Below are 23,484 nucleotides of genomic sequence, written 5' to 3'. Positions count from 1 at the left end.
CGACCATGCCCGCCCGCCGCCGAACCATAGAGCCCATGACTACAGCACGGGCGGGAAACATCGCCGAACGACCCGCGAGGGACGGGATGCGGCTCGCCAAGAACCCGCGCAAAGGCTTCCTCGTCTTGCACATCGTGTCGTCCGGCGTGTGGATCGGCATGGACGTCGTGATGGGCGTCCTGGTGTTCACCGCGCTGGCCGACACCGGGACCGCGCTCACCATGTACCAGGGCCTGGCCCAGTTCGCCGTCTGGCCGTTGCTCACCGCGGGCCTGTTGTGCCTGGTCAGCGGCATCGTGCTGGGCCTGGGCTCGAAGTACGGGCTGATTCGCTACTGGTGGGTGGCGGTCAAGCTCGCGTTGAACGTCGTGCTCTGCGTCCTGGTGCTGTTCCTGTTGCGCCCGGGCGTCGAGGCGGCGGCCGCCGGCGGCGCCACCGACGACACGATGGTCTTTCCCCCGATCGTGTCCACCGCCACCCTGCTCTTCGCCACGATCCTGTCCGTTTTCAAGCCATGGGGGCGTGTCCGCGATGAATCCGATTGAGACAGACAACCTCACCAAGCATTTCGGCACCACCAAAGCGGTCGAAAAGGTCAGCCTGACCGTCCGGCCCGGCGAGGTCTACGGGTTCCTCGGGCCCAACGGTGCCGGGAAGACCACCACGCTGCGGATGCTGCTCGGCCTGATCCGGCCGACGTCGGGCCGGTTGCGGGTGCTGGGCCAGGAGCCCGGACCTGGGTTCCTGGACCGGGTCGGGGCACTGATCGAGGGGCCGGCGTTCTACCCGTACCTGTCCGGCCGCCGCAACCTGCGTGTGCTGGCCGGGCACGCGGGTGTCGCACTGTCCCGTGTGGACGAGGTCCTCGACGTCGTCGACCTCACCGAACGCGCGGACAGCCGGTACTCGACCTACTCGCTGGGCATGAAACAGCGCCTGGGCCTGGCCGCGGCGCTGCTGAAGAACCCGCGGCTGCTGATCCTGGACGAGCCGACCAACGGCCTCGACCCGGCCGGCATGGCCGACATGCGGGTCACCATCCGCAAGCTCGCCGCGGACGGCTGCACGGTGCTGCTGTCCAGCCACCTACTGGCCGAGGTCGAGCAGATCTGTGACCGGGTCGGCGTGATCAGCCGGGGCAGCCTGGTCGCCGAGACCACCGTGGCCGAGCTGCGCGCGGGCGGCACCCTGCGGGTCGTCGGTGCCCCGCTCGACCGGGCCCGCTCGGTGCTGACCTCGATGATCGGCGTGCACAAGGTCATCGTCGACGGCGACCACCTCGACCTGGAGGTCACGCCCGCGGACGCCGCCCGGATCAACGCCGAGCTGGTCGGATCCGGCGTCGAGGTCAGCGAGCTGCGCTGGCGCGAACCCGACTTCGAGCAGACGTTCCTGCAGCTGACCGGAGGTCACCATGCATAACATCCGGGCCGAACTGGCCAAGCAGGTGCACCGCCCGGCGAGCTGGCTGCTGCTGGCCATCGCCGTGGTGCAGACGATCACGTTCGCCTACATCATCCCGTACGCGGGTTCGGGCGGACCGGTCAGCCGGGGGCTGGACGCGATGCTGCCCAGCGGGTTCGTGTCCAGCTCGATCGCCGGGCTGCCGCTGTTCATCGGCGCGCTCGCGCTGATCTTCGGCGTGCTGGTGGCGGGCAGCGAGTACGGCTGGGAGACCTGGAAAACCGTTCTCGCGCAACGACCTTCCCGGTTGAGCGTGTACGGGGCCAAGCTCGTCACGGTCGCGGTGGGCACGTTCGTGATGGTGCTCGCGCTGATGGCGTTCAGCGCTGCGACCAGCGCGGTCATCGCCGGGATCGAGGGCAGGCCGATGGCCTGGCCGGGGGTGCTCGACATCCTGCAGGGGTTCGGCGCGGGCTGGCTGGTCAGCACGATGTGGGGCGCGCTCGGCGTGCTGCTCGCGATCCTGTTGCGGGGCGTGGCGTTGCCGATCGGGCTCGGTCTGGTGTGGATGCTGGCGATCCAGAACCTGTTGTCCGCCATCGCCGCGCCGATGCTGGACTTCATCGCGCAGCTGCAGAAGGGCCTGCCCGGGCCGAACGCGGGCTCGCTGGTCGCCGCGATCACCGGCCCGAACCAGGCACCCGGGGTCGACGCCCTGGTGAGCGGCGGCCCGGCGGCGCTCGTGGTCACCGCGTACCTGATCGCGTTCGCCGGAATCGGTGGCTGGCTGCTGCGGCGACGGGACATCATCTAGCCATGAAGGTCTCGGATGTCGTCCTCGCGTTCGCGGTGACGGTGGTCAGCGTGGGCGGGTCGATCGGCGCCTCGCGGATGTTCACCGGCGCCGGGCAGCACGTGGACGGCTTCGGGCTCGCACTGGCCGCCGGCTGCGGCGCCGTACTCCTCGTGCGGCGCCGCTGGCCGCTGCCCACGCTGGCCGTCTCGACCACGCTGATCACGACGTACTTGTTGCTGAACAACCCGTATGGGCCGGTCTTCCTCGGGTACGCGATCGCGGTGTACACCGTCGGCCGCTACGAGCCGTTCCGCACGGCCGTGCTGGCCAGCGGGATCTCGCTGGTGGTCCTGCTGACGCACCTGCTGACCAACCGGGGGGCGTTCCCGGATCTCTACGGCCTGATCCCGGCGATCGGCTGGGTGCTCGTGCCGCTCGCGCTCGGCGTGATCATCCGGACCAACCGCGAGTCGGTCGAGCAGGCCAGGGCCGAGGCGGTCCGCCAGCGGGTGGCGGACGAACGTTTGCGCGTCGCCCAGGAGGTGCACGACGTGGTCGGCCACGGGCTGGCGGCGATCAAGATGCAGGCGGACATCGCCCTGCACCTGCTGACCAAGAAGCCCGAACAGGCCGAGATCGCGCTGACCGCGATCAGCCAGACCAGCGAGGCCGCGCTGGACGAGCTGCGCGCGACGCTGACCGTGGTCCGGTCGGCCGACCGCGCCCCCGCGCCCGGCCTGCACAACCTCGCCGAGCTGCAGGACCGGATGAGCAAGGCCGGGATGCAGGTCCAGGTGGACGTGCGCGGCGAGTCCCGGCACCTGCCCGCGGCCGTCGACCTGGCCGGCTACCGGATCGTGCAGGAGTCGCTGACCAACGTTCTCAAGCACAGCGAGGTCAAACGGGCCACGGTGAACGTCAGCTACGAGGATGATGGCGTGGTGATCGCGATCTCCAACCCCGCGTCCGCCCCGGTGACTTCGGGCGGTGGCTTCGGCATCCCTGGAATGCGCGAACGCGTCACCTCTTTGGGTGGTTCGTTCAGCGCCGGGCCGACCGGGGACGGCCGGTTCGAGGTTCGCGCGTCGATCCCGGTGGAGGCGTCGTGACCCGCGTGCTGATCGTCGACGACCAGGACCTGATCCGGCTGGGCCTGCGGACGTTGATGGAGAACGAGGACGGCCTGGAGTTCGCCGGTGAGGCCGCCGACGGGCTGGCCGCCGTGACCGCGGCCCGGGAGCTGCAGCCGGACGTCGTGCTGATGGACGTGCGGATGCCCGGGATCGACGGGATCGAGGCGACCCGGCGGATCGTGGCCGACCCGGCCTGCGAGCGCGCCAAGATCATCGTGCTGACCACGTTCGAGCTGGACGAGTACGTGTTCGACGCGCTCAGGTACGGCGCGAGCGGATTCCTGTTGAAGGACACCAAACCCGACGAGCTGGTCCGCGCGATCCACCTGGTGGCCGCGGGCGGGGCGCTGCTCTCGCCGTCGGTGACCCGGCGGGTGATCAGCGAGTTCACCGGGCAGCCCAGCCGCGCCGCCAAGCCGCACCCGCAGCTGGACTCCCTGACCCAGCGGGAAAGGGAGATCGTGGCGCTGGTCGGCGAGGGCCTGACCAACGACGAGATCGCCGAACGTCTCGTCGTCAGCCCGGCCACCGCCCGCACCCACGTCAGCCGGGCCATGATCAAGCTCGGCGCCCGTGACCGGGCCCAGCTCGTGGTGTTCGCCTACCAGTCAGGCCTTGTCTGAGAAGAACTCCAGCACGTCCTGGACCAGGATCCCGGGTTCCTCCATGGCCGCGAAGTGGCCGCCCTTGTCGACGTCGGTCCACCGCGTGATGGTGTGCGCGCGTTCGACGTACCGGCGGATGCTGATGTCGTGCGCGAACACCAGCGCGGCGGTCGGCACCTTCGAGACCTCGACCTTCGCGCCCCATGCGCCGGTCTGCGCGTAGCCGACGTAGGCCGCGGACCCGGCGGTGCCGGTCAGCCAGTAGATCATCACGTTGGTCAGCAGCCAGTCGCGGTCGAGGATCTCGTCCGGCGGGGTCTGCCGTGGGTGGGTCCACTCGCGGAACTTGTCCATGATCCACGCCAGCTGGCCGACCGGGGAGTCGACCAGGCCGTACGCCAGGGTCTGCGGGCGGGTGGACTGGATGTGGATGTAGCCCATCTCCTCGCGCTGGAACGCCTCGAACCGCTTCAGCCGATCCTGCTCGACCTCGGTGAGGCCCTCGTTGTCACCCAGCGGGTACGCGGGCGGACCGTTGAGGTGGACGCCGATCACCCGATCGGGTGCGACCCGGGCGACCTCCGGGCTCACGATCGCGCCGATGTCGCCGCCCTGCACGCCGAACCGCTCGTAGCCCAGCCGGGTCATCAGCTCGGCCCAGGCTCGCGCGATGCGGTTGGTGCTCCAGCCGCTGTCGTTCGTGGGCCCGGAGAAGCCGAAGCCGGGCAGGGACGGGATGACCAGGTGGAACCTCCGCGACAGCGGCTCGATGACCTTGACGAACTCGGCGACCGAGCCCGGCCAGCCATGGGTCAGCAGCAGCGGAAGCGCGTTCTCCCCGGCCGAGCGGACATGGAGAAAGTGGATCTTCTGGCCGTCGATCACGGTCGTGAACTGCGGGAAGGAGTTCAGCTCGGCCTCGGCGGCGCGCCAGTCGTAGCTCGTGCGCCAGTAGTCGACCAGCTCATGCAGCCACTTCGTGGGCACGCCGGTGTCCCACCCGTCGCCGGGCAGCGGCGCGGGCAGACGGGCGTTGCTGAGACGTTCTTTCAGGTCATCGAGCTGCGCCTGCGGGACCTTGATGCGGAACGGAATGATCTGTTCAGTCATGACATCACCGTACCGGCGATTGCGGTCAGTTTCCGACCGCAATGAACTGCTTCGTGAACTCGTTGCCGAACTTGCCCTCCGGGTCCCAGCGGGCGGCCAGCGCCTTGAAGTCGGCTCCGCGTTCGTAGTCGCAGGTCCGGGTGAAGAGTTTGGCCCAGTGCGGTTTCGGGTCGAACGGCCGGAGCCGGCGCTCGATCAGCTCGATCACCGGCAGGACGCGGTCGGCGTCCGAGTGCAGCGTGAAGTGGATGCTCACCGTGTCGCGGTGGTAGAACGGGCTGAGCCAGAGGGCGTCCGCCTTGATCGTGCGGACCTCGCTGATGTGCAGGACCGGGTGGATCTGGTCGCGGATCTCGTTGATCGCGTGGAGTGCGTCGACCGCGTTCTCCTTGGCGACCATGAACTCGGCTTGCAGCTCATCGCCCGCGCTCGGTGTGAACTCGGGGCGGAAGTGTGGGAGGCGGGCGTACCACGGGCCGGGGACGCCCATCTGCTGCGTGCAGTTCTCGGCCGGCATGCCCGCGACCGGGTGGCGGGGGCCGTCGGCCGGGGTCGCCGGGATGTCCACGTGCGGGTCGGTGGTTCGCTCCTTGACCCAGACCTGGGTGATTCGGTCGCTGGACCAGTCGGTGAAGAAGCTGACGCTGTAGGCGCTGTGCAGGATCGCCAGCAGGTCTTCGGTCAGCGACAGTCCTTCGTAGACATACTGGCGGATTTCGAAGTACGGCACGAGATCCAGGGTCACCGCGGTGACAATTCCCAGCGCGCCAAGGTTCACCACCGCACCGTCGAAGTCGGGGTCGCCTCTCTCGATGGTTCGCAGCTCCCCGTCCGCGGTCACGATCTCCAGGCCGGACACCGCGGTCGAGAGGCTGCCGGTGCCTGAGCCGTGGGTTGCCGTGGCGCAGGCACCGGCGACCGAGATGTGCGGCAGGGAGGCCAGGTTCGGCAGCGCGTACCGCTCCAGGTGGGGGTTGATGTCGGCGTACTTCAGGCCGGCGGTCACCCTTACCCGGCCGTTCTCGATCTCCATCACCTGCGGCAGGCCCGCCACGCTGACCAGGTCCTCGGTCGTGTCGGCGATCTTGTTGAAGGCGTGCCTGGTGCCCAGGGCGCGGATCCTCGGGGTGCGCGCCACCAGTTCCTGGAGGTGCCCGACCTCGGTGGGGCGGTGGATCGTCTTGGCCCGGTAGGTGACGTTGCGTGCCCAGTTCAGTTCTGCCACAACACCATTAGTACTCGTCGTGGTACTTCAGCGCAGGACTTCCCGCCGGGGCGCCGAGGCCGGTGGCGCGGCCTTTGGGTTCCTCCCACGCCTCCTGGCGGCCCAGCGGCGTCAGGTCCAGCAAGGTCGTCGTGCTGCCCAGGCCGTCGAGCCCTCGAGCGTACGTCGAGTACGTGTGGAAGGTGCCGCCTCCGGCGTCTCGCAGGAACACGCTGATCCCTGGGTACTCGCCGTCATCCCTGGTGGCGTGGAAGTCTTCGTTGAAGTCGCTGCCGTTCGAGGAGTACCACGGGATGTGGCTCCAGCCCATTCGCTGCTTGTGCTTGTCCAGCTGGGCTTGTGGGGCACGGGAGACCGAGGCGAAGGTCGTGCCCCGGGCGTTGAGGTGGGCCAGGTGGCCGATCTGGTCGAGGAACGCCGAGCAGCTGCGGCAGCCCGCATCCCACTCCGGGGCGTACATGAAGTGGTACACGATCAGTTGCATCCGGCCTTCGAACAGGTCGGCCAGGCTGAGATCGCCTTCGAACACATAGTCCTTGCCGATCTCGACCATCGGGAGGCGGCGGCGGTCGGCGTTCAGGACGTCCCGGGCCCTCGTGGCCGCTTTCTCCTTGAGCAGCAGTTCGTCGCGGGCCTGCTGCCATTGGTCTCGGGTGACCACCTCGGGGAGACTCATGTCTGCTCTCCTTTCCTCAGGAGTACAGACTGGTGTCGCCGGGAGAACTCATCGCAGTCTCTGGAGTTGCTCGTCGAGCAGGCGTCTGGTCAGGGCCATCACCTGGGCGTGGTGGTCGCCCTCGTAGCCGCGTGGGACCGTCTCCACGATCATGATCAGGTAGAGGTACGTGCGGTAGAGGGCGATCCGGCGGCGAGTGTCCACTGTGAACTCCGGATTGCCGTAGCCTTCCAGGAAGTCCTTGTCGTCCTCGATGTCGCCGAACAGGCTCAGGGAGACGAACTCGGCCGCGGGGTCGCCCCAGAAGGCTCGTTCGCCGTCCACCAGGCCACTGATCCTGTTGTCGTGGATCAGGATGTTGCCTGGCCAGAGATCGAAGTGGACGAGAACCGGTTTGCGGATCGCGTCGAGGAGATGGGCGTTCTTGCCGAGGCTGTCCTTGATCTCGGGGAGGTCGACTCCGTAGCGCTCGGCGTCGTTGAGGACGTCTTCGAGCATGCCGGTGAAGGCTTCGCGCCAGGTGGCTTTGGGTGGCTGCTGGGGGTAGCCGAAGGTCTCGCCTTCGATGGTGTGCAGCTTGGCGACGATTGCGCCGAGTTCACGGCGGAGCTCGGCGTGGTTGGGTTCGTCGCGGCCGAACCAGTTGTGGCCGGGGAGCTCGGTCATCAGGAGGTGTTCGTCGTCGGCGTGGATCACCTCCGGGACCGGGATCCTGCCTTTGGCCTGGGTGTAGAACATGGCCTCGGTGCGGATGAGGTCGTGTTCGTGGGCCAGGCCGGGGGCCGTGGGGTCGGGGGCGACCTTGAGGATCCGCCCCTGGCCGTTGGTCCTGATGCGGTAGACCGTGTTGTAGCTGGCCTCGGTGAGTTCCTCGAAGCCGTCCACTGTGGAGAGACCCGGGATGGCTTTCAGGTCTTCGAGGGTGAGGTGGCGGCGGTAGCGGTGCGTGTTCAGAGCAGTCCCCCAAGGATGGCGCCGAAAGCTACATGGTCCAGGATTTGCGGCAGTTGTGGAAGGGCTCTCACCGCCGGGTACCTCTTCGCCGCTATGCCGAGGTCGAGGGCGGCTATCGCCAGGCCTGCCGCTGCCCCGCCTGTGATGCCCAGCTTCCAGTGCTTGTTGGCCGTGCTGATGACTGTGGTCCAGCCGGTCGAGATGATCGCGTGGGCGACCGCTCCGCGGATGATCGTCGGCTTGCTGCCGGGGAGGAGCGTTCCCGCTGCCCTTGTTGCCGCGAGGACATTCCTGCCGGTGACGAGGGCGTGGACTGTCGACGGGATGCCGCTGGCTGTGGCGGCGATGACTCCGGCTCTGAGGGGCCCCATCCTTGAAACCCTAGACCTGGGGGCGCTCGTGGGCGCCGTGGCGGGGCGTGCGGATCGATTTGGTGTGGGGACCCCTTGAATGCCTTCCTCTAGGTGCGTTTCCGCACGTCTTGCCTCGGGGTTTGGGGTTAGTTGGTGATGAGGTCGAATTGTTCCCAGGGGCCGATGGCGTCTCGGTTGGCGATGAGGGGGGCGGCGCCGGCGTTGTCGGCGCAGACGTAGCGGTTGTTGATGGTGGCGCGGAAGGTGACTGTGGTGTTGGGGTTGTGGATCAGCTGGAAGGTTTCCCAGGGGCCGGCTGTGTCTCTGTTGGCGATGAGGGGTTGGGCTCCGGCGTTTTCGGCGGCGACGTATTTGGCGGTGGCGTGGGCGCGGAGGGCGATGTTGTTGTTGCCGAGGTCGATCATGTCGAACTGTTCGGTGGGGCCGATCGAGGTTTTGCTGGCGATGAGTTGGGAGTTGGTGGCTACGCTGACGTATTGGTTGTTCGCGCGGGAGCGGAGGCTGATGGTTCCGTTGCCGCCGGTGGGTTTGGGGAGGCCGATGGTGACGTTGGCGGTTCGTTTCGCGGTGGTGGCCGGGGTTCCCGTGAGGGCCGCGAACGGTTGGGTGTTGGTGGGGGCTGAGGTTCGTTCGATGAGGTAGGACTTGCCCGGCTGGGTGGGGATGGTGAAGGTGGCGTTTGCCTGGGGGGCAACGACTGTGGCGCGGGTTTGGCCGTCGACGACGGTGACGCTCTGGCCGGGCCAAGGGCTGCGGACGGTGATGGGGTCGGAGGAACCCGCGGCCACCGCAACGGTTGTGGGGACACCCGCGTTGATCTGGAGGTGGACCTTGGTGTTGTGCTGGATGTACACCGTGCCTTCGCCGGTCCAGTCCGAGGGCCAGGCGGGCGCGATCCTCAGCAGGCCGTCGTAGTCCTGGACGAATGCTTCTGCCACAGCGGAAGCGAGGACGCCGGTCTGCTCGATGTACGGCTCGAACGCGGGTTGCGCGGTGAAGCTCGCCAGTCCGGAGGGATACACCTGGTAGCGCTGGATGGCCGCGATCAGCGCGGTCCGCATGTCGCTGGGCAGGCCTAGACGAGCGGCGTGCAGGGCGTCGTAACTCCAGTCGTTTCCGTTGACGTAGCTGCGGGATGTGTAGGTACGGCGGCCCAGGGCCGTCATTGCGTCAGTATCGCCGATCAGGCCATACGGCCAGACTGCCTCCAGGCCGATGTTCTCGCTGTTGTGGCGTTGAGCGGTCGGCTGCCTGGACAGACCGATCATCGTGCGGCCGCTGGCGTCGTCGGCGGGGGTGAGCAGCTGTTGCTGCGTGGCGGTGTCCGTGCGGGGCAACGGTTGGATCTTGGCGATGGCCGCGTTGAGCTGGTCGACCAGGCCAGGATCTTGGCCGAGGGTCTGCGCCGCCTTGATCGCGACCGGGAAGAACGCCTGCATCGCGGCGATGTCCGTGGTCGGATCCGTGACGCCCCATTGGGTCTCGTGCGCGTTCGAGAGGGTGTGCAGCCTGCCGTCGGAACCCGTTGTGGCGTGGGACAACAGGAACTGCGCGGCGCCGCGGATCAGCGGGTAGCTGGCCGACAGGAACGAGCGGTTGTCGGTCATCTGGTAGGTCCACCAGACCCACAGGCCGATCTCCGGGCCGGTGGTCACGTTGAGCGAGTTGTACGAAGGCGCGATCGTCGAGTCGCAGGAGGCGTTGTTCACCGCCGAACCGCCCTCGTAGTAACCGTTCCCGTTGAACCGCATCGTCTCCGGCACGCACAACCCTTGCCGCCCAGGCATGTGGCCCTGCGTCCAGGACGCGATCGCGTTGATGTTGTCCCGGTACAACCGGAAGTACGGGTCGTTCAGACCATTCAGGCCCGCGGACATGTTGGCCAGCATCTGCATGCGCAGGTTCCAGAACCAGTAGCCGCTCGGGTACCAGTCGCGGTGGTCCTGCGAGAACGTGAACAGGTCGGCCACGCCCGCCTGCGAACCCGGCAGCACGCCCCGGCTCTGCGCCGCGCTCAGGTACAGGTTGATGGTGCGCAGGTTCTCGACGTAGTCACCGATGCCATCCGGTGACGTGATCTTGATCAGCCCGGCGGTGTCCCAGTGGTTGTGCCAGAACGACAGGTGCCCGGATCGCACGTCCGGCCGGGTTGTGTCGCCGTTGATCACCGAGTTCGCGGTGGCGATGGCGTCGCCGCCGGTCCACGAGGGGGCCGCGACGACGATCCGGAACGAGCCGTCCGCGTTGGGCTGGAACGAAACCTGCGCGGTCCGAGTGTCCGGTGTGGACGCCGCAACGTTGCGGCCACCCGCGCTGATGCCGGTCATCGCGCCGAACGTCCGCCCCGAGTTGCCGGTCGCGGTGTTGTCCACCCACGTCTCGGCGAGCGTCGCCACTCCCCCGGACGCCCGCGCCTGCGGCGACCGCGGGCTCCACAGCTTGACCTGCGCGGTCTGGGTGCTGTTCGGGTCGGCGCCGGTCACGTCGACGACCAGCTGCTGGGTGTCCGCGCGGACAAACGCGGTCATCGTCATGCCACCGCCGGACTGGCGCAGCATGCCGTCGTAGAGGTCGAGCCGGCCGGTGAAGTCGGTGGCGCCGGTGAGCCGCGAAAGCCCTGGGATCACCACCTGACCGAGCGACTTGCGGTCCGGGAACGTGTCCGTCCGGTTGAGCTGCGCGGTGAACCCGCCCGCGGCCCACACGGCAGCGCCCAGCTGACCGTTGCCCAACGGCATGGACTCGGTGGCGGCGGTGTTCGGCCGGCCGAGGATGACATCGGATCTATGCACCAGGTTGGGGCGGTCGACCACGAACGACCCGTTCTGCCACGCCGTGGTGGCCGGAGCGGCACCGGCGGGCGCTCCGACACTCACCAACGACAGCAGAACCAATGAGGACAGGCATAAGACACGGCGTCGAGTCATCGGCCATCCACTCGGATTAGTTCAATGCATGAATTAACCGAAGGACAGCGTAAGCAGATCATCACAGGCAGTCAAGATATAGATCGGATGTATCGCCATTAACCGGTCACAGCGAGAGCGCTTCCACACAACCCGGAGATGATCTTGCAGTACGGTGCCGGTCATGACGACGGACGGCTGGCTGACCGACACCCGGATCTCGTACGACACAGTGGCGGTCAGCTACCTCGATGTCGTGCGCGACTCGTTGGCCACCCTGCCGTACTTACGCATGGCGCTGGCCTTGTTCGCGGAGAAGGCGCAGAACGGGCCGGTGGCCGACATCGGTTGCGGCCCAGGGCAAGTCACCGCGCACCTGAACGGCCTGGGCGTCGACGCGTTCGGCATCGACCTCTCCCCCGGGATGATCGAACTCGCCAGGAAGACCCACCCCGGGCTGCGCTTCGAGGTCGGCTCGATGACGGAGCTGGACCTGGAAGACGAGTCCGCGGCGGGCCTGATCGCCTGGTGGTCGCTGATCCACATCCCGGACGAGGAAGTGCCGGGCGTCCTCGAGCACTTCCACCGGGTGCTGCGCCCGAACAGCCCGCTGCAGCTCGGTTTCCACGTCGGCGACGAGTCGAAGCTGAAGACCGAGGGCTACGGCGGCCACCCGATGAAGGTGCACGTCCACCGCCGCCGGCCGGAGCGGGTCGCGGAGTGGTTGCGCGAGGCCGGGTTCACGGTCGAGGCCGAGCTGCTGACGGACCCGCACGACAAGCCGAGCGCGATCCTGTTCGCGCGAAGATGACTCAGTTCTTCGCGGGCGCGTCCGCGTCCAGGTCCTGAGCCAGCAGGGCGGCGAGCTCTTCCAGGGCCGCCTCGGCGCCCTCGCCCTCGGCGGTCAGCTCGACCTCCTCGCCACCGGCCACACCCAGTGACATCACGGCGAGGATGCTGGCCGCCGGCACACCCGCGGTGCCCGGGCGGCCGATCAGCACCGGGACCGGCTGGCGGGACGCGGCCTGGACGAGCAGTCCGGCGGGACGGGCATGCAGGCCGACGGCAGATCCGATCTTCACTCGCGTGGTCGCCATGTCACTCCCTTGTCCGCAGGTCAGGAGGACACGGTAACCAGGACGAATGTGGTTACGCAAGGGTTTTGTTTGGTTTTATGTTGGAATACGTGGCTACACCATGACCATCTTCGGACCGGCGGCCCCGATCTCGGCCGCGACCTCGGAGTCGATGGCCGAGTCGGTGATGAACGTGTCGATGTCGCCCAGGTCGGCGAACCGGGAGAAGTGGTCGTTGCCGACCTTGGTGTGGTCGGCCAGCAGCACGCACCGGCGCCCGCACGCGATGGCCGCCTTCTTCACCATCGCCTCCGCGGGATCGGGCGTGGTCAGCCCCCGCTCGACGGAAACCCCGTTGGTGGCGATGAAAGCGACCTCGACGAAGGTGTCCCGCAGCGCCTGCAGCGCCCACGCGTCCACGGAGGCCAGGGTCCGGCTGCGCAGCCGCCCGCCGACCAGCATCACCGTCACGTTGGGCCGGGTGATCAGCGACAGCGCGATGTTCACCGAATGGGTGACGATGGTCAGGTCACGGTCGACCGGCAGCGCGTCGGCCAGCTTGGCCGTCGTCGAGCCCGCGTCGAGCAGGATCGTCCCGTTCTCCGGCAACTCGGCGAGCGCGGCCTTGGCGATCCGCGTCTTCTCGTCGGTCATCACCGTCTCGCGCACCGACAACGCCGGCTCGAACCCCAGGCGCTCCACCGGGATGGCGCCGCCGTGCACCCGCCGCAGCACACCGTGGCGTTCGAGTACGGTCAGATCCCGCCGGATCGTCTCGGTGGTGACGTCGAACTCCTCCGCGAGCGCGGCCACGTCCACACGCCCCTTCGCGCGGGCCCGCTCGAGGATCACCTGCTGTCGTTCCTCCGCGTACATGGATGTGACTTTATGTGGGTTCACACAACTCGGCAACGAAGAATCAACATCCGCCCCTTGCAAAGCCACATGAACACATGCACAATCACTGAATCCAATATTGGCTCAACGTGGAGCAACATGGAGGTGGGAGCAGCGTGTACGTCACGGTGACGGCGAACCCGAGCGTCGATCGGACGATCGAGGTGGCGGGGCTGGTACGTGGCGGGCTGCACCGGGCCACCGGCGTCCACGTCCAGCCGGGCGGCAAGGGCATCAACGTGGCCCGCGCCCTGGTGAGCAACGGGATCAAGGCGCGTGCGGTCGTGCCGGCCGGCGGCGCCGAGGGCGAGCAGCTGATCAGCCTGCTCAGCGACTACTCGATCGAGGTCGTCCGGGTACCGGCGCTGGGGCCGGTCCGGATGAACGTCAGCGTCATCGAACCGGACGCCACGGTCACCAAGCTCAACGAGCCGGGTGCGCGGTTGTCCGCAGCGGAGGCGAAAGCCCTTGCGGACGCGGTGATCACGGCCGCCCGCGACGCCGCGTGGGTGGTGCTCGCGGGCAGCCTCCCGCCGGGCGTCGAGCCGGAGTTCTACGCCGAGCTGCTCGGCCGGCTCGCGGGCGAGGACGTCCGGGTCGCGCTGGACACGAGCGGACCAGCGCTGCGCGCGGCCTTCAAAGCCAAGCCGGCGCTGGTCAAACCGAACCACCACGAGCTGGAGGAGGCCGTCGGCTGTCCACTGAGGACACTCGGGGACGTGGTGGAGGCCGCTCAGGAGATCCGTGGTCTCGGCGCCGGAGCCGTGCTCGCCAGCCTGGGCGGCGACGGCGCCGTCCTCGTCTGCGAAGACGGGTGCTGGCACGCCGAGGCCCCGGTCGTGCAGGCCCGCAGCACGGTCGGCGCGGGCGACGCCACGCTCGCCGGGTTCCTGGCCGGTGGCGGGCACGGCGAGCGGGCGCTGGTGTCCGGGGTGGCCTGGGGCGCCGCCGCGGTGTCCCTGCCGGGCAGCACCATGCCCCGTCCCGATGATCTGCGGCCGGAACTGGTCACAGTGCACGAGATCGACGCCGGCCGGGGGATTCAGGGGGACCACTGAGTTACTGGTTTTGCCGGACGAACAGCAACGGGAAGTGTCGACGATGACAGATACAGAAGCGGCGCCCTCGAAGGCGCACCAGATCAGGGCCTCGGTGCAGCGCTTCGGTGGCTACCTCGCGGGGATGGTGATGCCGAACATCGGCGCCTTCATCGCGTGGGGTCTGATCACCGCGTTTTTCATCCCGACCGGCTGGACGCCGAACGCGCACATCGGTGAGCTGGTCAACCCGATGATCAAGATCCTGCTGCCGGTGCTGATCGGCTACACCGGCGGCCGGCTGGTGCACGGCCAGCGCGGCGCGGTGGTCGGCGCGATCGCCACCATCGGCATCGCGGTCGGCGCGGACATCCCGATGTTCCTCGGCGCGATGCTCATCGGACCGCTGACCGCGTTCCTGCTCAAGCTGTTCGACAACTCGGTGGGCGTGAAGGTCGGCGCCGGCTTCAAGATGCTGGTGGACAACTTCAGCGCCGGGATCATCGGCGGCGTCATGGCCATCCTCGGCCTGCTGAGCATCGGGCCGGCGGTCGAGGGCATCACCAAGGCGCTGGGCAACGGCGTGCAGTTCCTGCTGGACGCGCACCTGCTGCCGCTGGTGTCGATCATCGTCGAGCCGGCCAAGGTGCTGTTCCTCAACAACGCCATCAACCACGGCGTGTTGTCGCCACTCGGTGTCGCGCACGCGGCCGAGAACGGCAAGGCGATCGAGTTCCTGATCGAGCCCAACCCCGGGCCAGGCCTGGGAATCCTGCTCGCGATCACGCTGTTCGGCGTGCGCGCCATGCGATCGACCGCTCCCGGGGCGATCGTGATCCAGTTCCTCGGCGGCATCCACGAGATCTACTTCCCCTACATCCTCGCGGCCCCGCGCCTGATCATCGCCGCGATCGCCGGTGGCGCAACGGGTGTGCTGGTGTTCAGCATCACCGGCGCCGGCCTGGTCGCCACCCCGTCGCCGGGCAGCATCATCGCGGTCCTGGCGGTCACGCCCAAGGGCGGCTACTTCGGTGTCATCGCCGGTATCGTCCTGTCGGCCGCGGTGAGCTTCGTGGTGGCAGCCGTGCTGATGAAGTTCGGCCGCGGTGAGAAGGCAGCGGAACGGGAACGCGAAATCGCCAACGGCGGCGAAGTCAAAGGAGCAGCATGAGCACCATCGAGGGTTCCGCCATCAAGAAGGTGGTCATCGCCTGTGACGCCGGCATGGGCAGCAGCGTGATGGTCGCCTCGCAGCTGGCCAAGCGGCTCAAGCCGTACAAGGTCTCGGTCAGCCACACGCCGGTCAACGACATCCCGGCCGACGCCGATGTCGTGCTGTGCCAGTCGACCCTGCTGGCGCGGGCCAAGAAGGGCAGCGGCGACAAGGTGATCCTGGGTTTCCAGAGCTTCCTGGGCGACCCGGTGTTCGACAAGGTGGAGGCGGCCATCCGGGACGGTGGGTCGCTTGCCGACTGAGCGCACGGCGCTGCTGACGCCCGAGGGGGTCCGGCTCGGCCGGACCGCCTCGGGCAGGGCGGACGCGATCGACCAATGTGGACAGGCGCTGCTGGACGTCGGCGCGGTCAGCGCCGAGTACCTGCCCGCCATGCACGAGCGCGAGGAGTCGGTGTCCACCTTCATCGGCGAGGGTGTGGCCATCCCGCACGGCACCGACGCGTCCCGCCAGTACGTCAAACAGACCTCGCTGGTTGTCCTGCAGTTCCCCGATGGCGTGGACTGGGGTTCGGGCAACGTGGCGAAGCTCTGCGTCGGCATCGCGGCGCACGGGTCCGAGCAGGTCGGGATCCTCTCGTCGCTCGCGATGATCCTGATGGACCCCGCCAAGGCGGCCGAGCTGCGCGAAGCACCCGACGCCGAGACCGTGATCCGCCTGCTGCAGTCGATCGACGAGGAGAACTAGCTGTGAAGGTCGCGCGCTTCTACGCGCCCGGGGACATCCGCATCGAGGAGGCGCCCGAGCCCACGCCCGGCCCGGACGAGCTGAAGATCAAGGTGCACAACTGTTCCACCTGCGGCACCGACCTGAAGATCTTCCGGTTCGGCCACCACCACATCGACCCGCCCCGGGTGATCGGGCACGAGATCGCCGGCGAGGTGGTCGAGGTCGGGTCCAATGTGGACGGTTGGACCACCGGTGACCGGGTGCAGGTGATCGCCGCGATCCCGTGCGGCGAGTGCCCGGACTGCAAGCGCGGCTGGATGACCATCTGCCCCAACCAGGTCTCCATGGGCTACCACTTCGACGGCGGTTTCGCGGAATACATGATCGTGCCGCACGCGGTGCTCAAAGTGGACGGTCTCAACCGGATCCCCGACGGCCTTTCCTACGCCGAGGCCTCGGTGGCGGAGCCCTTCGCGTGTGTCCTGAATGGACAGGAGCTGGCCGGGGTCGGCAGCGGGGACACCGTCGTCGTGGTGGGTGCGGGCCCGATCGGGTGTCTGCACGTCCGGCTAGCCCGCGCCCGTGGCGCCGAGTCGGTGTACCTGGTGGAACTGTCCAAGCAGCGGCTGGAGATGGCCGCGGCGCTGGTCAAGCCGGACGCGGCCATCTGTGCGGCGCCAATGCTCGACCCTGCAAGCAGATCTTCGGCAGACCTGGACCCGGTCGAGGAAGTGCTGCGGCTGACCGACGGCCGCGGCGTCGACGTGGTGATCACCGCGGCGGCGGCCGGGAAGGCCCAGGAGGACGGCCTGAAGATGGCCGCCCGGCGGGGCCGGATCAGCTTCTTCGGTGGCCTGCCCAAGGACAACCCGATCATCGCGTGCGACTCCAACCTGGTGCACTACCGCGAGCTGACCATCGTCGGCGCGAACGGCTCCAGCCCGGCGCACAACAAGAAGGCCCTCGAGCTGATCGCCACCGGCGCGGTGCCGGTCGAGGACCTGATCACCCACCGGATGCCGCTCGACGGCGTGCTGGACGCCATCAACACGGTGGCCAGCGGCGAGGCCATCAAGGTCACCATCGAACCGTAAGGATTCAGCTGGAATCCGGGCCCTGCCCCGGCTGTTGACCTGGTCATGAACACGACAACTCGTGGCCGGGTCCGGCTGGAGCAGGGCTCGAAGCGCGTCCGCGTCTACCTCGGCGGCGAGCTTGTGGCCGACACGTTGACCCCCACGTACGTCTGGGAGGTCCCGTACTACCCGGCGTACTACTTCCCGCGCGGCGATGTGCGCGCCGACCTGGTGGAAACCGGGGAGACGGCGCCCTCCCCCAGCCGCGGCGAGGCCACGCTTTACACCGTCAAATCCGGTGGCAACCAGGCCGTCGGCGCGGCCCGGATCCACCAGGACTCCCCCATCGAGGAGCTGCGCGACCTCGTCCGGTTCGACTTCGACGCCATGGACAACTGGTTCGAGGAGGACGAGGAGATCTACACCCACCCGCGCGACCCGTACACGCGGGTGGACGTCCTGGCCAGCTCCCGGCACATCCGGGTGGAGATCGACGGCGTGACGGTGGCCGAGAGCACGAACGCGCGGCTGCTGTTCGAGACCGGCCTGCCGACCCGCTACTACCTGCCGAAGACCGCGGTCCGCCTGGACCTGTTGGAGCGCACCGAAACCAAGTCGCACTGCCCGTACAAGGGCACCGCTGAGTACTACTCGGCGCGCATCGGGGACACGCTCCACGAGGACATCGCCTGGTTCTACGACACCCCGTTGCCGGAGTCGCAGAAGGTCGCCGGCCTGGTCGCCTTCTACAACGAGAAGGTGGACACCTTCGTCGACGGAGTCCGGCAACCCAGGCCGAAGACCAAGTTCGCCTAGCCGTTGAACGTGTCGGGGTGCGGGCCGAGCCGGGTGCCGTTGTCCAATGTGGACATCTCGGCCAGGTCCGCCTCGTCTAGCCGGAAGCCGAACACGTCGATGTTCTCGGCCATCCGCGACGGCGTGACCGACTTCGGGATGACGATGTTGCCGATCTGCAGGTGCCAGCGCAGGATCACCTGAGCCGGGGTGCGCCCGTGCTTCCCGGCGATCGCGGTGACCACGGCCTCCTTGAGCACGTCCCCGCCCTTGCCCAGCGGGCTCCAGGCCTCGGTGGCGATGCCCAGCCGGTCGTGCACGGCGCGCAGTTCGGCCTGCTGCAGGTACGGGTGCAGCTCGACCTGGTTGACCGTGGGCACCAGGCCGACCTCGTCGATGAGCCGCTCCAGGTGCGCCGGCTGGAAGTTCGACACACCCGCGGCGCGGATGCGGCCCTCGCCGAGCAGCTTGTTGATGGCCTTCCAGCTGTCGACGTACTTGTCGTTCGCGGGCGCGGGCCAGTGGATCAGGTAGAGGTCGAGCTGCTCCAGGCCGAGCAGGCCGAGGCTGCGGTCGAACGCGCGCAGCGTCTCGTCGTAGCCCTGGTCGGAGTTCCACAGCTTGGTGGTGATGAACAGCTCCTCGCGGGGCACACCGGCGATCGCCTTGCCCACGCCCTCTTCGTTGCCGTACGCGGCGGCGGTGTCGATGCTGCGGTAACCGGCCTCGAGCGCGGCGGCGACGGCGTCGTAGGTCTCCTGCTGCGGGACCTGGAAGACACCGAAGCCCAGCTGCGGCATCTCGATGCCGTTGTTCAGCTTGACGGTGGGAATGTCGGGCACAGCGAGTGTTCCTTTCAGCGTGACGAGCGGCGTGAACAATAGTTGCACACGCCGTATGTTGTCAACGCTTCCTATTTTACCCCGGTCTGCCGCGCCCCGCTTGACGGACCGCGGCAGACCCGGTGGCCGGGCCGAGCCGTCCGATGTGGACTCTCGGCATCCGGTGCGGCGACGGGCTTTCACGCAGTGACGGCGAGGGTCTTCCCGGCCGGGACCACGTGGCGGCGACGGACCGGAAGCATCGACGTCGGGTGGGCGACGCTCCAGGCGGCGACCTTGCAGATCATCTCCTTCAGGCGTGCGGCCGTCCCGCCGGTGACCGCGGACGGCTTGGGCTGGTCGTCCGGCGTCATCCACTGCACGACCGCGTCACGGCGGCCGAGGCTGATGCACTGGGCGGTGTAGCCGACCTTGTTCGGCGGGATCGGGCGCCCGGTCAGGCGCGCGGCGATGACGTCGGCCGCCAGGTGTGCCGAGGGAACTCCCGAAGCGCACGACATCCGCAACGGTGTACCGCTCGCGCCCGGTGCGAGCGCGGCATCGCCGACGGCGTAGACGTCGGGGTGCGAGACCGACCGCATGGTGTCGTCGACGACGATCTGCCCCGTCGCGGAGACCTGCAGGGTCGTGGCCGCGGCGATGGGGTGGACGGCGAAGCCCGCGGTCCAGACGGTCACCTGGGCCGGGAGCACGCGGCCGTCGGCGGTGACCGCGCGGGCCGGCTCGACACCCACGATGCCGGTGTGCTCGTGCACGGTGATGCCGAGCCGGTCGACCGCCGCGCGCAGGTGGCGCTGGGCCTTCTCGCTCAGCCAGTCGCCGAGACCGCCGCGGGCGGCGAGTGCGACCTCGAGGTCCGGCCGGGCCTCGGCGATCTCGGTGACGGTCTCGATGCCGGTGAGGCCACCACCGACGACGAGCACCGTGCCGCCCGCGGGGAGGTCGGCCAGACGGGCACGCAGCCGCAGCGCGGACTGCTTGCCCGCGATGAAGTGGGCGTGCTCGCCGATGCCGGGAACGTCACGGTCGGCGGCGGTGCTGCCGAGGGCGTAGACGAGCGTGTCGTAGGCGATCCGCTCGGCACCGTCGGTGTCGACGACGACGACCGTCTTGTGTTCGGCGTCGACCTCGGTGACCCGAGCGATCCGCAGCCGCACACCCGTGCCCGCGAAGACGTCGGCCAGCGGGCGGCGCTTCAGGTCCTGGCCCGTCGCGAGCTGGTGCATGCGGACACGCTCGACGAACTCCGGATCGGCGTTGACGAGGACGATCTCGGTGCCGGCGGGGTGCAGTCGCTTGGCCAGGCGCGCGGCGGCGTTGGCTCCGGCGTAGCCGGCGCCGAGGACGACGATGCGGTGCTTGTTCATGGTCTCGCTCCTGTCCGGTCGGTGTGTGCTTCCTGAACCGGGCAGCGACGCGAACCCTGACAGCAGGTGGATGTGACCCGCGTCACCAATCGCCGGCGAGCGGCTCCCCGTGCCCGGACACGGCCCACTGGCGCGTCGCGCGCTCGAGCTTGCCGGGGTTCGCCTGGGCGTGGACGCCCGCGATGCCGTCGGTGGTCACGTCCAGCGAGAACACCCCGGCCACCCGGTCGCCGACCACCATCACCAGCGCGGGTGAGCCGTTGGCGACCGTGGCGAACAGGTCGGGCCGGCCGCCGATCATCTCCCACTTGGCGTCGCTGGGCGTGAACAGCCCGCGCAGGAACCTCGCCACCCGCAGGGCACCGGTGATCGGACGAGGCACCGAGAAGACCACACCGCCACCGTCGCCGACGCTGACCACGTCGTCGGTGAGCATCCGCACCAAGGAGTCGGTCCGGCCGCTGACGGCCGCGGCGAGGAACTCCTCGACGATCTTGCGGGCCGCGGCCGCGTCGACCTCCACCCGGCGCCGGTCGGCGGCCAGGTGCTGCTTGGCCCGCCGGTAGACCTGCTGGCAGTTCGACTCGGTGATGTCGAGCAGCTCGGCGATCTCGCCGTGCGAGTACCCGAACGCCTCGCGCAGCACGTACACGGCGCGTTCCTTGGCCGCGAGCCGCTCCATCAGCGTGAGCATCGCGACCGAGACCGATTCACGCTGCTCCACGGTGTCGGACGGGCCGAGCATCCGGTCCCCGGCGAGGACCGGCTCGGGCAGCCACTGGCCCACATAGGTCTCCCGCCTGGCACGCGCCGACGTGAGCCGGTTGAGGCAGATGTTGGTGAGCACCTTCGTCAGCCACGCCTCGGGCGTCTCGATGAGCTCCCGGTCGGCGGACTGCCAGCGCAGGAACGTGTCCTGCACGGCGTCCTCGGCATCGGTGGCCGACCCCAGCAGGCGGTAGGCGATCGCCTCCAGCCGCACCCTGGCCCCCTCGAACAGCTCGACCTCGTACGCACCGACCAGCATGGCCCCAGTTAACCATCCGCGCCGGTCACAGCGATCATTCGCGGTGATCATCTCCCGGTGATCATTTCCCGGTCCGGATCCACTACACACCCAGCCTGGCTCGAACGCTGTCACCGAACCACTTCCGGGTGACCGCGGCCAGTTCCGCGGCATCCGGGTCCGGCGAAGCCGACGCCCACGCCACGTAACCGTCCGGCCGGATCAGGATCGCGGTCAGGCCCGGGATCTCGGCGTTGATCGTGTCCACTGTGTCCGGTGCCGTGAGTGTGCCGGTCGAGTCGACCAGGATCGGCCGCGCGTTGGTCAGGCTGCCGGGTGGCGGCGCGGAATCCGGGACGAACCGGCCGACGAGGGGATGCGCATCGCCGATGTCGTACCGGATGTCGCAGCCCGCGGCCCAGTCGGCGAGCACCTGCACGACGTCCCTCTTGGCCATGAGTTCGGTGAACAGGGCACGCAGGCCGGTGATGTCCTTGCCGGGCGCCAGCAACGCGCTGTACGCCTCGCCGTGGGTGATCATGCGTTCGGCCACCGGGCGGCGCTCGACCTCGTAGGTGTCCAGCAGGTCCTCGTCCGCCTCGCCGCGCAGCACCACGCCGAGCTTCCAGGCCAGGTTGATCCCGTCCTGCATGCCGACGTTCAGGCTGGAGCCGCCGCTGGCGTAGATGTGCGCGGCGTCGCCGATCAGGAACACCCGCCGGTCACGGTACCGCTCGGCCAGCCGGGTGTTGCCCTCTCGCCTGCGGCGCAACAGATGCGGCCCCTCCCCGGCCGGCGGGCCGAACGGCACGTCCACGCCCAGCACGCGCCGGATGCTTTCCCGCAGTTCGTCGAGGGTCATCGGTTCGTCGGACTCCGGCTCGTCCCACTCGGTGGTCGCGAGCATCGGCGGCAGCCCGGGCATCGGTGCGTACGAGAACCCGCCGGTCTCCGTCCGTACCCCCACGAACGCGTGCACCATGCCGAAGCCGGGGACGTTCAGGCCACCGGTCGCCTTGTCCACCAGGTCTTCCGGGACGCTGACATGGGCCGTGCGCAGGGTCGTGCGGCTGTAGGTCACTCCGGGGAAGTCGATGCCGCAGAGTTTTCGGGTCACGCTGTGCGCGCCGTCCGCGCCCACCAGATACCGCGCCCGCAGCTCGTACTTTCCCTGCGGCCCTTGGACTTCGACCGTCACCGACTCGTCGTCCTGGGACAGGCCCACGAGTTCGTGGCCCCGGCGGATCTCCACCCCGAGTTCGAGCGCGCGTTCCTCGAGGATCTTGTTGATCTGCCGTTGCGGGACCGGCAGTACGTGGATCGGGCTCTCGTCGAGCAGTGTCATGTTCAGCGTCAGCCCGCCGAACAGGAAGTAGGGCGTCGGCTTCGGCGGCTCCGAACTGCCGGTGTAGCGCTCGTGCAGGCCCCGGTAGTGCAGCAGCTTCACGATCTGGCCCATGATCCCGTTGGCCTTGGGCTCCAGGCTCGGTTCGGTCAACGCCTCCAGGACCACCGGCCGCAAACCGGCGAGCCTCAGCTCACAGGCCATCAGCAACCCGTTCGGGCCGCCACCGGAAATGACCACATCCAGCATTGGGGTTTCTCCTTTTCAAGGCATGACGAAGAAGCCTGGCGTCGAACCAGGCCACAGCGGACTTTCCTCAGGTGACCGGCAGGCCCGCGCGAATCCGTTCGAACGCTTCCCGCAGGTAAGGAATCACCGACCCCCTCAAGTCGGTGATGAGTACCCATTCACGCAGGCCCGCGGCGATCGCGCTGCCGATCACCCCGGCGACCAGATGCGGGTACAGGCCTTCGGTCCCGGTACGGCAAGCCACCGCATCGGCCAGCGCATCCTCAGCGGCCACACTGGCTTTGAGCACCTCGCCATGCACGGCCGGTTGCGCGAGAACGCCTTTCACGCCCTCAATCCAGCGATCATGGCCAGGGCCCGGCGGTCCGCCGTCGAACTGGGCCAGCACCGCGGCGACGACCGCGTCCCAGAACGGTTCCTCCGCGGGGCGCGCCCGGATCTCGTCGGCGATCCGCAGGGTACGTTCGGCATGGCTGGCCGCAACCGCCTCCGCCTTGCTGGAGAAATAGTTGCGGAACGTGCGCACCGAGACGTCCGCCTCGGCGGCGATCTCGTCCACGGTCACGTTGTCCCAGCCGCGCTGGACGCACAGCCGGAGCGCCGCCTGGCTCAGCGCCAGGCGGGTCTCCCGTTTCTTGCGCTCGCGCAGGCCCTCTTCGCCGGTCACGAGGACGACACTAGCAAAACTTGCCAAAAGTGCAAGATTGC

General features: G+C 68.4%; 25 protein-coding genes. 12 read left to right on the top strand and 13 right to left on the bottom strand.

Translation table 11 applies throughout. From position 1 onward, the window contains the following. The first annotated feature begins 35 nt into the window (after positions 1–35). The 5 genes from AB0J95_RS09800 to AB0J95_RS09780 are packed head-to-tail and all read left to right on the top strand — an operon-like array spanning position 36 to position 3,956. Complete coding sequence (locus tag AB0J95_RS09800) at positions 36–545, top strand: hypothetical protein (RefSeq protein ID WP_364754876.1); 510 nt, start codon at positions 36–38, stop codon at positions 543–545. After that, positions 532–1,422 carry an ABC transporter ATP-binding protein gene (locus AB0J95_RS09795; RefSeq protein WP_364754874.1) on the top strand — a complete coding sequence of 297 codons (891 nt, stop codon included), beginning with the start codon at positions 532–534 and terminating at the stop codon, positions 1,420–1,422. Before AB0J95_RS09800 ends, AB0J95_RS09795 begins: the two co-directional genes overlap by 14 nt. Further along, positions 1,415–2,218 carry an ABC transporter permease gene (locus AB0J95_RS09790; RefSeq protein ID WP_364754873.1) on the top strand — a complete coding sequence of 268 codons (804 nt, stop codon included), beginning with the start codon at positions 1,415–1,417 and terminating at the stop codon, positions 2,216–2,218. The genes AB0J95_RS09795 and AB0J95_RS09790 overlap by 8 nt, the downstream gene beginning before the upstream one ends. A gap of 2 nt (positions 2,219–2,220) precedes the next feature. Then, on the top strand, positions 2,221–3,309 hold the full coding sequence (locus AB0J95_RS09785) for a histidine kinase (protein ID WP_364754870.1): 1,089 nt from the start codon (positions 2,221–2,223) through the stop codon (positions 3,307–3,309). Next, positions 3,306–3,956: a response regulator transcription factor gene (locus AB0J95_RS09780; RefSeq protein WP_364754867.1), complete on the top strand. Its 651-nt coding sequence runs from the start codon at positions 3,306–3,308 to the stop codon at positions 3,954–3,956. The genes AB0J95_RS09785 and AB0J95_RS09780 overlap by 4 nt, the downstream gene beginning before the upstream one ends. On the opposite strand, the gene AB0J95_RS09775 is transcribed toward AB0J95_RS09780, so the two are convergent. The 6 genes from AB0J95_RS09775 to AB0J95_RS09750 form a co-directional block, all read right to left on the bottom strand. After that, positions 3,942–5,048 (bottom strand): epoxide hydrolase family protein, encoded by a 1,107-nt coding sequence (locus AB0J95_RS09775; protein WP_364754864.1) that lies wholly within the window; start codon positions 5,046–5,048, stop codon positions 3,942–3,944. The genes AB0J95_RS09780 and AB0J95_RS09775 overlap by 15 nt on opposite strands. 25 nt (positions 5,049–5,073) lie before the next feature. Continuing rightward, entirely contained in the window at positions 5,074–6,273 is a 1,200-nt protein-coding gene (locus AB0J95_RS09770; RefSeq protein ID WP_364754861.1) for a D-arabinono-1,4-lactone oxidase, read from the bottom strand. Between the two features lie 7 nt (positions 6,274–6,280). Then, positions 6,281–6,949, bottom strand: a complete 669-nt coding sequence (locus AB0J95_RS09765) for a DUF899 domain-containing protein (RefSeq protein ID WP_364754859.1) — start codon at positions 6,947–6,949, stop codon at positions 6,281–6,283. Between the two features lie 48 nt (positions 6,950–6,997). Continuing rightward, positions 6,998–7,834 carry an aminoglycoside phosphotransferase family protein gene (locus AB0J95_RS09760; protein WP_364754856.1) on the bottom strand — a complete coding sequence of 279 codons (837 nt, stop codon included), beginning with the start codon at positions 7,832–7,834 and terminating at the stop codon, positions 6,998–7,000. 65 nt (positions 7,835–7,899) lie between these two features. Beyond that, positions 7,900–8,274: a hypothetical protein gene (locus tag AB0J95_RS09755; protein ID WP_364754853.1), complete on the bottom strand. Its 375-nt coding sequence runs from the start codon at positions 8,272–8,274 to the stop codon at positions 7,900–7,902. 128 nt (positions 8,275–8,402) lie between these two features. Further along, positions 8,403–11,204, bottom strand: a complete 2,802-nt coding sequence (locus AB0J95_RS09750) for a DUF5703 domain-containing protein (RefSeq protein WP_364754850.1) — start codon at positions 11,202–11,204, stop codon at positions 8,403–8,405. A gap of 163 nt (positions 11,205–11,367) precedes the next feature. Between AB0J95_RS09750 and AB0J95_RS09745 the strand changes: the two genes are divergently transcribed. Then, positions 11,368–11,994: a class I SAM-dependent methyltransferase gene (locus AB0J95_RS09745; protein WP_364754847.1), complete on the top strand. Its 627-nt coding sequence runs from the start codon at positions 11,368–11,370 to the stop codon at positions 11,992–11,994. Position 11,995: 1 nt separating this feature from the next. Here the strand turns inward: AB0J95_RS09745 and AB0J95_RS09740 are convergent, their stop codons facing one another. Together AB0J95_RS09740 and AB0J95_RS09735 are read right to left on the bottom strand one after the other, a co-directional pair. Beyond that, entirely contained in the window at positions 11,996–12,280 is a 285-nt protein-coding gene (locus AB0J95_RS09740; protein WP_364754844.1) for an HPr family phosphocarrier protein, read from the bottom strand. Between the two features lie 93 nt (positions 12,281–12,373). Further along, positions 12,374–13,135, bottom strand: a complete 762-nt coding sequence (locus tag AB0J95_RS09735; protein WP_364754842.1) for a DeoR/GlpR family DNA-binding transcription regulator — start codon at positions 13,133–13,135, stop codon at positions 12,374–12,376. 137 nt (positions 13,136–13,272) lie between these two features. Between AB0J95_RS09735 and pfkB the strand changes: the two genes are divergently transcribed. The 6 genes from pfkB to AB0J95_RS09705 are packed head-to-tail and all read left to right on the top strand — an operon-like array spanning position 13,273 to position 17,988. Beyond that, entirely contained in the window at positions 13,273–14,214 is a 942-nt protein-coding gene (pfkB, locus tag AB0J95_RS09730; protein ID WP_364754840.1) for a 1-phosphofructokinase, read from the top strand. 43 nt (positions 14,215–14,257) lie between these two features. After that, positions 14,258–15,364, top strand: a complete 1,107-nt coding sequence (gene mtlA, locus AB0J95_RS09725; protein ID WP_364754837.1) for a mannitol-specific PTS transporter subunit IIC — start codon at positions 14,258–14,260, stop codon at positions 15,362–15,364. Then, on the top strand, positions 15,361–15,669 hold the full coding sequence (locus tag AB0J95_RS09720) for a PTS lactose transporter subunit IIB (protein WP_364754834.1): 309 nt from the start codon (positions 15,361–15,363) through the stop codon (positions 15,667–15,669). Before mtlA ends, AB0J95_RS09720 begins: the two co-directional genes overlap by 4 nt. Continuing rightward, positions 15,659–16,114, top strand: coding sequence for a PTS sugar transporter subunit IIA (locus AB0J95_RS09715; RefSeq protein ID WP_364754831.1), 456 nt, complete (start codon positions 15,659–15,661; stop codon positions 16,112–16,114). Before AB0J95_RS09720 ends, AB0J95_RS09715 begins: the two co-directional genes overlap by 11 nt. Positions 16,115–16,116: 2 nt before the next feature. Further along, positions 16,117–17,190 carry a zinc-dependent dehydrogenase gene (locus AB0J95_RS09710; protein WP_364754829.1) on the top strand — a complete coding sequence of 358 codons (1,074 nt, stop codon included), beginning with the start codon at positions 16,117–16,119 and terminating at the stop codon, positions 17,188–17,190. Between the two features lie 45 nt (positions 17,191–17,235). Beyond that, on the top strand, positions 17,236–17,988 hold the full coding sequence (locus tag AB0J95_RS09705; protein WP_364754826.1) for a DUF427 domain-containing protein: 753 nt from the start codon (positions 17,236–17,238) through the stop codon (positions 17,986–17,988). Here the strand turns inward: AB0J95_RS09705 and AB0J95_RS09700 are convergent. From AB0J95_RS09700 to AB0J95_RS09680, 5 genes are all read right to left on the bottom strand, one after another. Beyond that, the gene (locus tag AB0J95_RS09700; RefSeq protein ID WP_364755056.1) at positions 17,985–18,809 is read right to left on the bottom strand and encodes an aldo/keto reductase; all 825 of its coding nucleotides are present in this window, start codon (positions 18,807–18,809) and stop codon (positions 17,985–17,987) included. The genes AB0J95_RS09705 and AB0J95_RS09700 overlap by 4 nt on opposite strands. A 179-nt stretch (positions 18,810–18,988) precedes the next feature. Next, a complete protein-coding gene (locus tag AB0J95_RS09695; RefSeq protein ID WP_364754824.1) occupies positions 18,989–20,176 on the bottom strand; it encodes an FAD-dependent oxidoreductase in 1,188 nt (395 codons plus the stop codon). Between the two features lie 82 nt (positions 20,177–20,258). Next, on the bottom strand, positions 20,259–21,203 hold the full coding sequence (locus AB0J95_RS09690) for an RNA polymerase sigma-70 factor (RefSeq protein ID WP_364754822.1): 945 nt from the start codon (positions 21,201–21,203) through the stop codon (positions 20,259–20,261). 82 nt (positions 21,204–21,285) lie between these two features. Then, positions 21,286–22,776: an FAD-dependent monooxygenase gene (locus AB0J95_RS09685; RefSeq protein WP_364754820.1), complete on the bottom strand. Its 1,491-nt coding sequence runs from the start codon at positions 22,774–22,776 to the stop codon at positions 21,286–21,288. 67 nt (positions 22,777–22,843) lie between these two features. After that, positions 22,844–23,443 carry a TetR/AcrR family transcriptional regulator gene (locus AB0J95_RS09680; protein WP_364754817.1) on the bottom strand — a complete coding sequence of 200 codons (600 nt, stop codon included), beginning with the start codon at positions 23,441–23,443 and terminating at the stop codon, positions 22,844–22,846. Between the last annotated feature and the right edge of the window lie 41 nt (positions 23,444–23,484).

Origin of the sequence: Actinocrispum sp. NPDC049592 (genome assembly GCF_040675465.1) — a bacterium.
Taxonomy (GTDB): domain Bacteria; phylum Actinomycetota; class Actinomycetes; order Mycobacteriales; family Pseudonocardiaceae; genus Kibdelosporangium.
Note: the sequence above shows the minus strand (reverse complement) of the source record. Positions and strands in the feature narration are given on the sequence as shown.

Coding starts and splice junctions, on each gene's coding strand:
- AB0J95_RS09750 (WP_364754850.1), bottom strand. CDS start 11,204: ATGACTCGACGCCGTGTCTTATGCCTGTCCTCATTGGTTCTGCTGTCG.
- AB0J95_RS09775 (WP_364754864.1), bottom strand. CDS start 5,048: ATGACTGAACAGATCATTCCGTTCCGCATCAAGGTCCCGCAGGCGCAG.
- AB0J95_RS09795 (WP_364754874.1), top strand. CDS start 532: ATGAATCCGATTGAGACAGACAACCTCACCAAGCATTTCGGCACCACC.
- AB0J95_RS09745 (WP_364754847.1), top strand. CDS start 11,368: ATGACGACGGACGGCTGGCTGACCGACACCCGGATCTCGTACGACACA.
- AB0J95_RS09690 (WP_364754822.1), bottom strand. CDS start 21,203: ATGCTGGTCGGTGCGTACGAGGTCGAGCTGTTCGAGGGGGCCAGGGTG.
- AB0J95_RS09790 (WP_364754873.1), top strand. CDS start 1,415: ATGCATAACATCCGGGCCGAACTGGCCAAGCAGGTGCACCGCCCGGCG.
- AB0J95_RS09785 (WP_364754870.1), top strand. CDS start 2,221: ATGAAGGTCTCGGATGTCGTCCTCGCGTTCGCGGTGACGGTGGTCAGC.
- AB0J95_RS09720 (WP_364754834.1), top strand. CDS start 15,361: ATGAGCACCATCGAGGGTTCCGCCATCAAGAAGGTGGTCATCGCCTGT.
- AB0J95_RS09800 (WP_364754876.1), top strand. CDS start 36: ATGACTACAGCACGGGCGGGAAACATCGCCGAACGACCCGCGAGGGAC.
- AB0J95_RS09755 (WP_364754853.1), bottom strand. CDS start 8,274: ATGGGGCCCCTCAGAGCCGGAGTCATCGCCGCCACAGCCAGCGGCATC.
- AB0J95_RS09735 (WP_364754842.1), bottom strand. CDS start 13,135: ATGTACGCGGAGGAACGACAGCAGGTGATCCTCGAGCGGGCCCGCGCG.
- AB0J95_RS09705 (WP_364754826.1), top strand. CDS start 17,236: ATGAACACGACAACTCGTGGCCGGGTCCGGCTGGAGCAGGGCTCGAAG.
- AB0J95_RS09740 (WP_364754844.1), bottom strand. CDS start 12,280: ATGGCGACCACGCGAGTGAAGATCGGATCTGCCGTCGGCCTGCATGCC.
- mtlA (WP_364754837.1), top strand. CDS start 14,258: ATGACAGATACAGAAGCGGCGCCCTCGAAGGCGCACCAGATCAGGGCC.
- AB0J95_RS09685 (WP_364754820.1), bottom strand. CDS start 22,776: ATGCTGGATGTGGTCATTTCCGGTGGCGGCCCGAACGGGTTGCTGATG.
- AB0J95_RS09695 (WP_364754824.1), bottom strand. CDS start 20,176: ATGAACAAGCACCGCATCGTCGTCCTCGGCGCCGGCTACGCCGGAGCC.
- AB0J95_RS09765 (WP_364754859.1), bottom strand. CDS start 6,949: ATGAGTCTCCCCGAGGTGGTCACCCGAGACCAATGGCAGCAGGCCCGC.